The organism is Rhodoferax sp. LS1R11 (assembly GCF_056521395.1).
On the sequence record NZ_JBWMAW010000004.1, the window covers coordinates 191,210 to 204,510 of the forward strand.

The 13,301-nt window shown below is 56.2% G+C and carries 13 protein-coding genes; 2 read left to right on the top strand and 11 right to left on the bottom strand.

Annotation, left to right across the window (positions count from 1 at the left end; genetic code table 11):
• Nucleotides 1-17: 17 nt before the first annotated feature.
• Nucleotides 18-1,478: an efflux transporter outer membrane subunit gene (locus tag AC097N_RS07510; RefSeq protein ID WP_479580273.1), complete on the bottom strand. Its 1,461-nt coding sequence runs from the start codon at nt 1,476-1,478 to the stop codon at nt 18-20.
• Nucleotides 1,468-2,025: a MarR family winged helix-turn-helix transcriptional regulator gene (locus AC097N_RS07515; RefSeq protein WP_479580274.1), complete on the bottom strand. Its 558-nt coding sequence runs from the start codon at nt 2,023-2,025 to the stop codon at nt 1,468-1,470. Before AC097N_RS07515 ends, AC097N_RS07510 begins: the two co-directional genes overlap by 11 nt.
• 90 nt (nt 2,026-2,115) lie before the next feature.
• Here AC097N_RS07515 and AC097N_RS07520 point away from each other — a divergent pair, with 90 nt between their 5' ends.
• Together AC097N_RS07520 and AC097N_RS07525 are read left to right on the top strand one after the other, a co-directional pair.
• A complete protein-coding gene (locus AC097N_RS07520) occupies nt 2,116-3,894 on the top strand; it encodes an ABC transporter transmembrane domain-containing protein (RefSeq protein ID WP_479580275.1) in 1,779 nt (592 codons plus the stop codon).
• Nucleotides 3,895-4,029: 135 nt separating this feature from the next.
• Nucleotides 4,030-5,325, top strand: a complete 1,296-nt coding sequence (locus AC097N_RS07525; protein WP_479580276.1) for a Glu/Leu/Phe/Val family dehydrogenase — start codon at nt 4,030-4,032, stop codon at nt 5,323-5,325.
• A 20-nt stretch (nt 5,326-5,345) separates the two neighbouring features.
• On the opposite strand, the gene AC097N_RS07530 is transcribed toward AC097N_RS07525, so the two are convergent.
• The 9 genes from AC097N_RS07530 to nuoI are packed head-to-tail and all read right to left on the bottom strand — an operon-like array spanning nt 5,346 to nt 13,300.
• A complete protein-coding gene (locus AC097N_RS07530) occupies nt 5,346-5,795 on the bottom strand; it encodes a DUF1178 family protein (RefSeq protein WP_479580277.1) in 450 nt (149 codons plus the stop codon).
• A gap of 7 nt (nt 5,796-5,802) precedes the next feature.
• Entirely contained in the window at nt 5,803-6,408 is a 606-nt protein-coding gene (locus AC097N_RS07535; RefSeq protein ID WP_479580278.1) for an NUDIX domain-containing protein, read from the bottom strand.
• A gap of 15 nt (nt 6,409-6,423) precedes the next feature.
• Entirely contained in the window at nt 6,424-6,726 is a 303-nt protein-coding gene (locus tag AC097N_RS07540) for a DUF2818 family protein (RefSeq protein ID WP_479580279.1), read from the bottom strand.
• Between the two features lie 25 nt (nt 6,727-6,751).
• Nucleotides 6,752-8,239 (bottom strand): NADH-quinone oxidoreductase subunit NuoN, encoded by a 1,488-nt coding sequence (gene nuoN / locus AC097N_RS07545; RefSeq protein ID WP_479580280.1) that lies wholly within the window; start codon nt 8,237-8,239, stop codon nt 6,752-6,754.
• 38 nt (nt 8,240-8,277) lie between these two features.
• Nucleotides 8,278-9,753: an NADH-quinone oxidoreductase subunit M gene (locus tag AC097N_RS07550; protein ID WP_479580281.1), complete on the bottom strand. Its 1,476-nt coding sequence runs from the start codon at nt 9,751-9,753 to the stop codon at nt 8,278-8,280.
• Between the two features lie 13 nt (nt 9,754-9,766).
• Complete coding sequence (gene nuoL, locus AC097N_RS07555) at nt 9,767-11,782, bottom strand: NADH-quinone oxidoreductase subunit L (RefSeq protein ID WP_479580282.1); 2,016 nt, start codon at nt 11,780-11,782, stop codon at nt 9,767-9,769.
• Nucleotides 11,783-11,787: 5 nt separating this feature from the next.
• The gene (gene nuoK / locus AC097N_RS07560) at nt 11,788-12,096 is read right to left on the bottom strand and encodes an NADH-quinone oxidoreductase subunit NuoK (protein ID WP_479580283.1); all 309 of its coding nucleotides are present in this window, start codon (nt 12,094-12,096) and stop codon (nt 11,788-11,790) included.
• The gene (locus AC097N_RS07565; RefSeq protein ID WP_479580284.1) at nt 12,093-12,752 is read right to left on the bottom strand and encodes an NADH-quinone oxidoreductase subunit J; all 660 of its coding nucleotides are present in this window, start codon (nt 12,750-12,752) and stop codon (nt 12,093-12,095) included. The genes nuoK and AC097N_RS07565 overlap by 4 nt, the downstream gene beginning before the upstream one ends.
• A 26-nt stretch (nt 12,753-12,778) precedes the next feature.
• A complete protein-coding gene (gene nuoI, locus AC097N_RS07570) occupies nt 12,779-13,300 on the bottom strand; it encodes an NADH-quinone oxidoreductase subunit NuoI (protein ID WP_479580285.1) in 522 nt (173 codons plus the stop codon).
• Nucleotide 13,301: the final 1 nt, after the last annotated feature.

A 13,301-nucleotide genomic window follows, 5' to 3' on the forward strand; every position in this document is an offset into this window, starting at 1 on the left:
TGAAAATGGGGTGTCAGTTATTTCTGGGCTGTGGTCGCAGACGGCTCGGCGCAATAACCGCCGCCCAGCGCGCGCATCAGCAGCACCTGGGTGTCAAGGGCGCGGGCGGCCAGGTCCACGCCCTGGCGGCGCTGGCTGAGCACAGCTGTTTCCGCGATAAGCACCTGGAGGTAGTTGCCCATGCCAGCCTCATAACGCTGCACGGCAATGGCGTAGGCGTTTTCCGTCAAGGCTTGTGCGGCCTGCTGTTCGGTTTGCTGGCGGGTGATGGCCTGCCGGGAAGCCAGCTGGTCAGCCACCTCATGCACCGCGTCGATCACGGCCGCGTTGTAGCTTTCGATGGCCACGTCCAGATCGGCACTCTTGCCACGCAAATTGGCGCGCAGGCGACCACCATCAAAAATAGGCAGCCGCAAGGCCGGGCCAACGCCCCACTGCTCACTGCCGGCGCTCACCAACCGGTCCAGGCCGATGCTCGACAAACCCGCAAAAGCGACCAGGTTGATATTGGGATAAAACTGGGCGCGCGCATTGCCAACGTCTTGCGTAGCCGCCTCCACACGCCAGCGCGCGGCGCTGATGTCGGCCCGGCGACCCAGCAGGTCAGACGGCAAAGTGTTGACGGACGCTATATTTTTAATAGCTGCTAATACACGTATATCAAGGGCTAGAGGCCTATTTGACTGTCCAACCAGTGCCTGGAGCGCATTCTGGGACAAAGTCAGCTGTTCTTGCAGGGTTTCAATCTGCAGCCGGGCGTCGGGCAAAGCGGCTTCGCTTTGGCGCAATTCAAGGCGCGTGTCGAGTCCGGCGTTGACACGGTCCTGCACCAGGCGCAGCGCCTGTTCACGCTGGGCCAGCAGACGACGCGCGACCACGATCTGGTCATTCAAACGGGCGAGCTGAAAGTAGCTGCGCGCCACATTGCTGGCCAGCAGCACGCGGGCGGCATCCGTATCGGCCTGGGCGGCACGGACATGACCCAAGGCGGCATCCAGGGCTGCGCGGTTTTTGCCAAAAAAGTCCAGCTCCCAGCTGCCGGTGAACTGCGCGGTGCCGCTATCGCGAATCGAACCCGCCAGAGGCGCAGGCACGGCGCCGTTGGCTGTGTACTTTTGATGGGTCAAGTCAAGGGCGGCATTGAGTTGTGGCCCGGTTGCTGCCGAGGTGACGTCCACGCCGGACTGCGCCCGTGCCATGCGCGCCTGCACGACTTTGAGACTGGGGTGGGTCGCCAGGGCCTCGTCGATCAGGCGGTTGAGCTGCTCGTCCCCAAACTCACGCCACCACTGCGCATCCAGCGACACCGTGGCAGCCTGTGCGGCGGGCAAGCCCAGCGAGCTGGCATCGCGCAAGGTGGCGGTGGACTGAATACCCGACAAGTCGGCACACGCGGTCAAACCGATGACGACTGCGGTCAGTAAGGCGGAGCGGTTCAGATGAGTGCGCACACCCTGTTTTTTGGGTTCAAGCCTCATGGGGGCCTCCTGTGATGGACTGCGTGGTGGGGGGAGAATCGGCCTGTGCGTTGTAGATGATGCGGCGCAAAAAACCCTTCAGGGCTTCAAACTCTTCAACGGAAAAACCCTTGAGATGCGCGTTTTGCACCCGGCTGAGCACCACGGGAATCCCCTTGGCGGCGACCAGCCCGCTGTCGGTCAACTCGATGTTGACCACGCGGCGGTCATCCACGGAGCGCACCCGCCGGACCAGGCCTTTGGCTTCCAGCCGGTCCAGCAATCGGGTCATGGCACCGGCGTCCAACTGGCACTCCCGGGCGACTTCCGCCACCGTGTTGGCTTGACCCAGGTAGAGCTTGAACAGCGGAACCCACTGGGCGTTGGTCAGGTCGCACGACTCCAGCTGGCTCTCGATTTCATGCGCAACCAGCGTCATCACACGCCGTAAAAGATAGCCAACACTCTCTGCCGCGGCATAGGACTCGGCGTTGTAGAACTCGATGGCCACCTGATCCGCTTCTGCAGATGGCGCATCTGGGGCAAGGGGTTTCTGGTTTTGATTCATAGGCTCAAATAATATATGCCTAGGCAAACACTGTCAAGGCTTTGTTTGATGGGGCAACGGTTTACAAGGTTTTTGGCTACACTGTCCACCATGACCACGCCTGCCCCCACCCCCAAAGCATCGCCCCGTTCTTTGTCAGGTCTTGTGCCCTTTCTGCGGCCCTACCGGGGCCGCATTGGCCTGGCCCTGGTGTTTCTCGTCATGGCCGCAGTAGCCACGCTGGCATTCCCGGTGGCCCTGCGCAGCCTGATTGACGGTGGCCTGGTGCAGTCCGACAAAGGGGCGCAGGTGATGGCCTTGCGCGAGCACTTTGCAGCGCTCTTTGCAGTGGCCGTGGCCCTGGGCTTGTTCTCGGCGGGCCGCTTCTATATGGTGAGCTGGCTCGGTGAACGGGTGACCGCCGATTTGCGCAATGCGGTCTACGGCCACGTGCTGCAGCAAAGCCCCGAATTCTTCGAGACCACCCAAACGGGTGAAGTGCTGTCCCGCCTGAGCGCCGACACCACCCTGGTGCAAACCGTGGTGGGCTCGTCGCTTTCCATGGGCTTGCGCAACACGGTGATGGGCATTGGCGCGCTGGGCATGCTGATCTGGACCAACCCTTATGTGATGTTCCAGGTACTCGGTGTGCTGGTGCTGATCGTGGTGCCCTCCCTGTGGTTTGGGCGGCGCGTGCGCAAGCTCTCGCGGGCCAGCCAGGACCGTATGGCCGACTCCAGCGCCATTGCCGCAGAGGTGCTGAACGCCATTCCGGTGGTGCAAAGTTATACCGCTGAAGCACGTGAATCGGCCCGATTCACGGCATCGACCGACAACGCCTTCAACACCGCCGTGCGTCGCACCCGGGCGCGCTCGGTGCTGGTGGCGTTCATCATCATCGCCACGTCGGCCGCGCTGCTGTGGGGCTTGTACCAAGGCACGCAGGCAGTGATGGCCGGGCGCATCAGCGCGGGCGACCTGGGGCAAACGGTGATGTACGTCATCATTCTGGCCAGTGCCTTTGCCATTCTGGGCGAGGTGTATGGCGACTTGCTGCGCGCCGCGGGCGCCACCGAACGGCTGATGGAGTTGCTGGGCACCCGCTCCCCTATCGAATCACCGCTGAATCCGGCCCCAGCCCCCGTCCAGCTTGCGGGAAGCGCTATTAAATTTGAAGCAATCAACTTCCATTACCCGTCACGCCCCAACCAGGCGGCCTTGAGTGATTTTTCATTGGAAGTGAAGCCGGGCCAGACCGTGGCCATCGTCGGCCCCAGTGGCGCCGGCAAAAGCACGGTATTCCAGTTGCTGCTGCGTTTTTACGACCCGGCCTCAGGCCGCATCGTGCTGGACGGCGTGGCCACCCGTGACATGGCTCTGCATGACCTGCGCCAGCGCATTGGCATCGTGCCGCAGGATGCCGTCATCTTCTCCAGCACTGCGCTGGAAAATATTCGTTATGGCAAACCGCAGGCCAGTGACGAGGAGGTCAAGGCCGCAGCCCACGCGGCCTTCGCCCACGAATTCATCAACGCGCTGCCCGAGGGCTACGACACCTTTCTAGGTGAACGTGGCGTGCGCCTGAGCGGTGGTCAGCGCCAGCGCATTGCAATCGCCCGCGCGATGCTGAAGAACCCGCCGCTGCTGCTGCTCGACGAAGCCACCAGCGCGCTGGATGCCGAAAGTGAACGCATGGTGCAAGCCGCGCTGGAAAGCGCCATGCGCGATCGCACCACCCTGGTCATTGCCCACCGCTTGGCCACGGTGCAGCAGGCGGACCTCATCGTGGTGCTGGACCACGGTCAACTGGTGGAGCAAGGGACACACGCCGAATTGGTCGCGCGTGGAGGGGTCTATGCCGGTCTGGCAGCCCTTCAGTTCAACGCCTGAGTGGCTTCATACCCAGTTTTTAGCCGCCCTCAAGGTTATTAATATTTTGCATAGATTGAAAGAAACACGGCCTTAGACAAGGCTTCGGGGCGGGAATACAGTCCGTGACTTGACTAACCCAAAAGGCTTTTACTCATGTCACAGGTTCCCGGCTTACCCAGCGCCATCCCCTCCTACCTCCAGGCCGATAACCTCGGCCCGTGGGGTATTTACCTGCAACAGGTTGACCGTGTCATTCCCTACCTGGGACACCTGGCACGCTGGTCGGACACCCTCAAGCGCCCCAAACGGGCCCTCATCGTGGACGTGCCGATTCAGATGGACAACGGCACGATCGCCCACTTTGAAGGGTACCGCGTGCAGCACAACACCTCGCGCGGCCCCGGCAAGGGAGGCGTGCGTTTTCACCAGGATGTCACACTGTCCGAAGTCATGGCGCTGTCGGCCTGGATGTCAATCAAAAATGCCGCAGTGAACGTGCCTTACGGCGGCGCCAAAGGCGGTATCCGGGTAGACCCCAAGACCCTGTCACGCGGCGAACTGGAACGCATGACCCGCCGTTACACCAGCGAGATTGGCATCATCATCGGCCCCACCAAGGACATTCCGGCACCCGATGTGAACACCAACGAACAGATCATGGCCTGGATGATGGACACCTATTCCATGAACGAGGGGGCGACTGCCACGGGCGTCGTCACCGGCAAGCCGGTGGACCTCGGCGGCTCACTCGGACGCCGCGATGCCACAGGCCGTGGCGTGTACACCGTAGGTGTGGAAGCAGCCCGGCATATCGGCTTGGACATTGCCACATCACGTGTGGCGGTTCAGGGTTTTGGCAACGTGGGCGGCGTGGCTGGCCGGTTGTTTGCGCAGGCAGGCGCCCGCGTCGTGGCCGTGCAGGACCATGGCGGCACGATCTACCGGGAGTCGGGACTGGACGTCCCCGCCCTGCTGGCCCATGTCGCTGCCGCAGGCTCCGTGGCGGGCTTTGAGCACGCCGAAGTTATGCCCGATGACAAGTTTTGGGACGTAGACTGCGACATCCTGATTCCCGCCGCGCTGGAACAACAGATCACCGCAGCCAACGCCGGGCGCATCAAGGCGCGCATGGTGATTGAAGGCGCGAACGGCCCGACCACGCCAGAAGCGGACGACATCCTGCAGGAGCGCAATGTGCTGGTGCTGCCTGACGTGATTGCCAACGCAGGCGGTGTCACGGTCAGCTATTTTGAATGGGTGCAGGATTTTTCAAGCTACTTCTGGAGCGAGGACGAGATCAACGCCCGCCTGGTGCGCATCATGAAAGATGCCTTTGCCGGTGTGTGGGAGGTTGCGCAGGATAACAAGGTCAGCCTGCGTACGGCAACGTTCATTGTGGCCTGCAAGCGCATTCTGCATGCGCGTGAACTGCGCGGTTTGTACCCTTGAACGAAAGGAAGCCATTGCAGCTATTGCAATGGCCCTTTCAGGGCTTCCGGGAGAGGCAAGGGCATCACGGCAATGCCCTCCTCCATCAGCGCCTCCGTCTCGGCGCGGGAAGCCTGTCCCCGAATACCGCGCTCCTTGACCTCTCCGTAATGGATCTTGCGCGCTTCTTCAGCAAAACGGTCACCGACATCATCGGTATTGGCCACAATCCGTCGAGCAACTTCCATCCAGGCGTCCTGAAAAGAGGAGGTCACAGGGGGTGGAGCAGAAACTTCGGGTTGGCCTGCCACTTCACCGCGTGCGGTGCCGAGGTTCAAACGGGGGGCACTCAACATCTTGCAAACCATTGAATCGCCACACACGGGGCACTCGATCAACCCACGCTCAAGCTGCGATACAAAATCATCCTCGGATGCAAACCAGCCCTCAAAGACATGCTGATGGCGACATTGAAGATCGAGAACTTTCATGGCCGAATTATTGGTCGGAACCAAGGGGCACGGCACCTTGCCAATCCAATCCCCACGAGCCCGACAACACATTCTGCAACCACAAGGCCGCCGTCAGCGTCTTGGCGTCCGTGACTCGCCCATCACGACACCATTCGAGCAACTCGGCGGGCGTTGCAGTAAAAACATCCAGAAACTCGCCCTGATCCAGATGTCGCACACCCAAAGACAAGTCACGCGCAAACCAGATATCAATGAATTCGGTCGAGTAGGAAATAACGGGATGCAAAACCCCCGCATGAGCCCACTCCTTGGCGGAATAACCCGTTTCCTCGAGCAACTCACGCTGCGCACAGACTTGCAGATCTTCTCCTGAATCGAGCTTGCCGGCAGGAAACTCAATCATGACCCGCCCGACCGGATAGCGAAACTGCCGCTCCAGCACAACGCGGACCGTGCCATCGTCATTCTGGATCAAAGGGATGATCATGACCGCACCGGGATGTACAACATATTCCCGGCTCGCCGTATTGCCATCGGGCAATCGAACCGTGTCGCGGAACGCGTGAAGAAACTGCCCCTTGAGCAACTCGATGCTCGAGAGCTTGAGCTCGGTCAGATGAAGATCATCCATGAGCAATACCCCGCATCAATCGCGATGTTTGAACAAATAGCGGAAAACAAAGCCCGGAAACGCAAAGGTCACAAACAAAGTCGCCGTGATTGCATAAAACTCCCAAGTCTGGGGCGCAATCTGACCGGCCTTGTTTTCAAGCAGGAGCGCGAGCCCGCCTGCCAGAAAATAGAAAGTAACAAGCTCCCCCAAGCGCATCGCCAGTGTCTTGGGCACGCGCGTGACGACAACCCCAAAAAGCCGATGACTGATGAAAGGAAAGTTGGCCGCTGACAATGCGAACAACACAACAAACCAAACGGCGAATGTCTGAGACACGTAAAACAATCCTGACCTTGTGGGGTCAGGTACCCAGCATCTGCAGAATGGCTTTGGCACACAAGGTCATCAGACCACCAGGAACCAGACCGAGAATCAGCACCAAAGCACCGTTCAATGACAACACCGCGCGCACATCCAGAGGAGCCGAAACGGTTGTCGCAGTGATCGGTTGGTCAAAGTACATGACCTTGACCACGCGAAGGTAATAGAAAGCGCCAATGAGCGACATCATCACAGCAAACACAGCCAGCCCAATGTGAATAGCCTGACCCGAAGCAACAAGTGCCTGCAACACGGACAATTTGGCATAAAAGCCGACCATGGGCGGAATACCAGCCAAAGAGAAAAGGCAAATCGCCATCACGGCGGCATACAGGGGACTGCGCTCGTTCAAACCAGCGAAATCAGCAATCTCTTCGCTCTCGAAACCATCTCGTGCCAACAACAAAATCACACCGAAACTCGCCAGTGTGGTGAGTACGTAGGTAATGACATAAAACATCGATGAGCTGTAGGCATTGGCTGCTGAATGGATATTGCCATTCACCACGCCAGACATCAGTCCCAGCAAAACAAAACCCATTTGGGAAATGGTGGAGAACGCCAACATACGTTTCAGGTTGGTCTGTGCAATCGCCGCCAAGTTGCCAATGAGCAGGGAACCGATGGACAAGACCATCAACATCTGTTGCCAGTCAATCGCCAAAGGCAGCATGCCTTCGACCAGCAGACGGATAAAGATGGCAAAGGCCGCGAGCTTCGGCGCGCCACCAATGAGCAGGGTCACAGCCGTAGGCGCGCCCTGGTAAACATCCGGAATCCACATGTGAAAGGGAACCACGCCCAGCTTGAAAGACAAACCCGCGACGACGAAGACCAAGCCAAAAACCAGTACCTGATGTTTGATCTGCCCCGAATTGATGGCCTTGAACACCGCATTCACGTCCAGTGACCCTGTGGCACCGTACATCATTGACAACCCATACAACAAGAAGCCGGAAGCCAGAGCGCCCAACACAAAATACTTCATGGCAGCCTCAGTCGCTGTGGCATTGTCACGGCGCAGGGCAACCAATGCGTAGCTGGCCAAGGTCAGCAATTCCAGACCCATGTAGATGACCAGGAAATTGTTGCCCGAGATCATGACGAACATACCGAGCAAGGCAAAGATGCTCAAAGTGAACATCTCACCGCCACGCATCATGTCCCGGTCGGCGGCATAAGGTCGGCCATAAACGAGTGTCACCATCACAGCGATGGTGGCGAAGCATTTCAACCAGTTGCCCATCTGGTCGCTGACAACCATATTGCCAAAGCCATAAATGGTCATGCCACCGACGGCATAAGTCGCCTGAAACGCGGCCACAACGCCAAGCGTCAACAGTGTGAGCACATAGGTCTGGGTACGACGAGGAGATTTCACCCCCAAGTCGGCCAATGCAATGACGCAGGCCATCGCAAGCAGGATGATTTCGGGGTAAACCGCGATCCAACTGAGTTTATCGATCATTTTCTATCTCTTAATTCAACTAGGTCAATTCAGACTGATCAATTCAGTTTGGATAGCGCAACGTGCTTGAGTAACTCCGCAACGGACGTGTCCATTACGTCAGTAAACGGCTTTGGATAAATACCCATGTACAAAACAGCAATAGCCAAGAGCGCCAACATCAGGAACTCGCGGCTGTTGATGTCAACGAGCGCTTTGACATCGTCATTGGCAACGGGACCCAGGTACACACGCTTGAACATCCACAACGTGTAGGCCGCACCGAAAATAAGCGCACTGGCTGCTGCAAAGCCCAACCAGAAGTTGGCTTTGACAGCACCCAAAATCACCATCCACTCGCCGACAAAACCAGCTGTCCCGGGCAGTCCGCAATTAGCCATTGAAAACAACAAAGCAAATGCCGCGAACTTGGGCATGGTATTCACAACCCCCCCATAGCTGGCGATTTCGCGAGAATGCACGCGATCGTAAAGCACACCGATGGACAGGAACATGGCAGCCGAGACAAAACCGTGCGCAATCATTTGCACGATGCCTCCAGACACACCCAAGTCATTGAAAATGAAGAAACCCAGGGTGACAAAACCCATGTGCGCCACCGAAGAATAGGCCACGAGCTTTTTCATATCCTTCTGAACCAACGCCACCAGACCCACATACACCACCGCAATCACCGACAAAGTGATCATCAGCCAAGCCCATTCACGTGCGGCATCTGGCGCAATCGGCAAGGAGAACCGTAGAAAACCGTACGCACCCAGCTTCAGCATGATGGCAGCCAGCACCGCTGATCCGCCTGTAGGCGCCTCGACGTGAACATCAGGCAGCCATGTGTGTACAGGCCACATCGGCACCTTGACAGCGAAAGCCGCCAAGAACGCGAAGAAAAGCAGCGTCTGCGTGGTGCCACCCAACGGCAATGTGTGCCACAGCGCAATATCGAAACTACCACCCGACTTGGTATACAGAAAAATCAATGCAATCAGCATGAACAGTGAACCGAGCAGTGTGTACAAGAAAAACTTGAACGCCGCGTAGATCTTGTTCGGACCGCCCCAGATGCCGATGATCAAATACATCGGAATAAGTGTCGCCTCAAAGAACACATAGAAAAGCATCCCATCGATGGCGCAAAACACACCAATCATCAAGCCGCTCAAAATCAGGAACGCGCCCATGTATTGGTTCACTCGCCGGGTAATCACTTCCCAACCAGCGATCACAACCACCACATTGATGAAAGCGGTCAGTAAAACAAACCACAATGAAATACCGTCCACGCCCAAGTGGTAATTCACATTGAATCGTTCAATCCAAGGTGACTTCTCGACAAACTGCATGGCGGCAGTGCCGACTTTGAAACCGCTGTACAACGGCAAGGTCACCAGAAAGCTGGCGATAGCACCGATCAGGGCGACCCAACGCACCGCACGCGCTTGATCGTCACGACCCAATGCCAGCAGCACAACACCAAAAACAATTGGTGTCCAAATAGCCAGGCTCAACAAACCCATTTTTCTTCTTCTCCTACTTGAGCCAGACGAAATACGTCATCAGCACGAAAACACCCAAGATCATTGCGAGCGCATAGTGGTACAGATAGCCCGACTGAACCCGACGAACCAGACCCGAACACCAAGCGACGACTTTCCACGATCCATTGACCAACATGCCGTCAATCAAGAACTGATCACCACCCTTCCACAGACCAGTTCCCAAGGCGCGGGCACCACGGGCAAGAATGTTCTCGTTGATCCAGTCCAGGTAGTACTTATTCTCCAGCAACGTGTAGATCGGCTGGACACGTGACTTGATGGCAGCAGGCAGAGCGGGATTGATCATGTACATGTAGTACGAAGTGGCCACACCTGCCAACGCCAACCAGAACGGCATGGTGGTCAAGGAATGCCACGCCATTTGAACCGGTCCGTGGAACGCCTTGCCCAACTCTTCCATCGCAGCGTGTTTCTCGGCATCAATGAAGATTGCGCCCTTAAAGAACTCACCAAACAACATGGGCTGGATCGTCATGAAACCAATCACAACAGAAGGGATTGCAAGCAATATCAACGGCACCGTCACAACCCATGGCGACTCATGAGGCTCGTGGTGAGCATCATGGTGTCCATGGTGGTCGTCATGGTGTGCATTGGGATTCTGGTCAAAGCGCTCTTTCCCGTGGAACACGAGAAAGTACATGCGAAACGAATAGAAAGCCGTTACAAAGACACCCGCCAAAACGGCAAAAGAGGCAAATCCGGCACCTGGCAGGTGACTCTCAAGCACGGCCTCGATGATGCTGTCCTTGGAATAAAAACCGGCAAACAAGGGGGTTCCAATGAGAGCGAGAGAACCGAGAAGAGAGGTAATCCAGGTAATCGGCATGTACTTGCGCAACCCACCCATCCAGCGAATGTCCTGATTGTGGTGCACCCCCATGATCACCGAACCTGCTGCCAAAAACAGCAGCGCCTTGAAAAAGGCATGCGTCATCAGATGGAACACCGCGACAGAGTAGGCGGACGCACCCAAAGCCACAGTCATGTATCCCAACTGAGAGAGTGTGGAATAAGCGACAACACGTTTGATATCGTTTTGAATAATGCCCAGGAACCCCATGAACAAAGCCGTGATCGCACCAATAACCATGATGAAATTCAATGCAGTTTCGCTGAGCTCAAACAAGGGCGACATGCGAGCCACCATGAAAATACCGGCGGTCACCATGGTCGCAGCATGAATCAATGCCGAGATGGGTGTGGGGCCTTCCATGGAATCTGGCAACCAAACGTGAAGAGGGAACTGGGCTGACTTGCCCATCGCGCCAATGAACAAACATATGCAGATCACGGTGATCAACATCCAGTCAGTTCCGGGGAAACTCAGCTTCGCCAAATCACCGGCTTTTGCAAACGCCTCGGTGTAATTCAGCGTGCCAGAAAAGGCAACAATCAAACCAATGCCAAGAATAAACCCGAAATCACCGACACGATTGACCAAAAAGGCCTTCATGTTCGCGAAGATAGCCGTTGGCTTGTTGAACCAGAAACCAATCAACAAGTAAGACACCAGTCCCACCGCCTCCCAGCCGAAGAACAGCTGCAGCATGTTGTTGCTCATGACCAGCATCAACATCGAAAAGGTGAACAGCGAGATGTAGGCGAAGAACCGATTGTAGCCTTCGTCTTCTTCCATATAACCGATGGTGTAGACGTGAACCATCAAGGATACGAAGGTAACCACGCACATCATCATGGCGGTCAACCCATCAACAAGGAATCCAATCTCCATCTTGAGGCCACCCACGACCATCCAGGTGTAGAGCGTTTCATTGAAGCGAGCGCCGTCAAAAGCAACACTCTTCAGCGTCATGGCCGAAAGCACGAAGGAAACCAGTACACCCAAAATCGTCAGGGTATGCGACATCCTGCGACCAATCCAGTTTCCACCGAATTTAGTTCCAAGAATACCCGCCAGCACGGCGCCCAACAGCGGAGCCATTGGAACGATCAAAAGCGTTGAAGCAGAAAGGGTTTGACTCATCTTTTTTAACCCTTGAGCGTATTGAGTTCGTCGACATTGATACTGGACTTGTTACGGAACAAAAGCACCAGAATCGCCAGACCAATAGCTGACTCTGCGGCCGCCACGGTCAGGATAAAAAACACAAAGATCTGGCCGTGCAAGTCACCCAGATAGTAGGAGAAAGCGACAAAATTGGTATTGACAGCGAGCAGCATCAATTCGATGGCCATCAACAAGACAATGAGATTCTTGCGATTCAGGAAAATCCCGATAACAGACATCGCAAACAGCATCGCACCCAGCGACAAAAAGTGGCCCAGAGAGACGGTCATACTTTACTTTCAGCAGTCGTTGCAGCAACAGCATCAGCTGGCACCTCCACTTGCGTGGCGGACATCTTGAGCACTGTCATGCGGTCTTTGGACTTCACCCGGACCTGATCAGCCGGGCTTACATATTTACTGTCCTTGCGTTGACGCAAGGTGAGCGCGATAGCCGCAATCATGGCCACCAAAAGAATGGCTGCGGCAACCTCAAGCGGGTAAAGGTACTGCGAGTACAAGATCTTTCCCAACTCTCGGGTGTTGGAGATTTGGGTCGTCGCATTCCCGATTGCGGCACTGGCGCGAGGCTCTTCACTGACGCGAAAGCCGCCCATCAAAACACCAGCCATCTCAAGAGCGATGACAACGCCCACAACGGCTGCCAACGGGAAATGCCGCCAAAAGCCGACCCTGACGCTGTCAATATTGATGTCCATCATCATCACAACGAACAAGAACAAGACCATCACAGCACCGACATAGACGAGCACTAGAGTAATTGAAAGAAACTCAGCTTTCAAAAGCATCCAGACCAAAGCCGCCTGAAAGAAGGCCAACACCAGGAACAGTACAGCATGAACAGGATTGCGGGCTGTTATGACCCGAAAAGCGGCAAACAGCAACACCGCGGAAAAAACGTAAAACAAACCAGTTTTGACATCCATACGAATGATTTCTTTCTTGCGACAGGTCAGCGGTACTTGGCATCAGCCGACTTGCTGGCTGCGATTTCGTTTTCATAACGATCGCCTACAGCCAACAGCATTTCTTTGGTGAAATACAAGTCACCTCGCTTTTCGCCGTGGTACTCCAGAATGTGGGTCTCCACAATCGAATCGACAGGACAACTTTCTTCACAAAACCCGCAAAATATACACTTGGTCAAGTCAATGTCGTAGCGGCTGGTGCGGCGAGAACCATCAGCTCTCACTTCCGACTCAATCGTGATCGCCATGGCGGGGCAGACTGCTTCGCAGAGCTTGCAGGCAATACAACGCTCTTCGCCATTTTCATAGCGCCGCAAGGCGTGCAGACCCCGAAACCGGGGAGACAGCGGTGTTTTCTCTTCAGGAAACTGAATGGTGACCTTGCGTCTGAACGCATACCGCCCAGTCAAAGCCAGTCCCTTGAACAACTCCAGCAATAGAAAACTGGAGAGGAAGTCCTTAAGCGAAAAAGCTGAAGGTTTTGAAATTTGTGTAATTGTGGACATC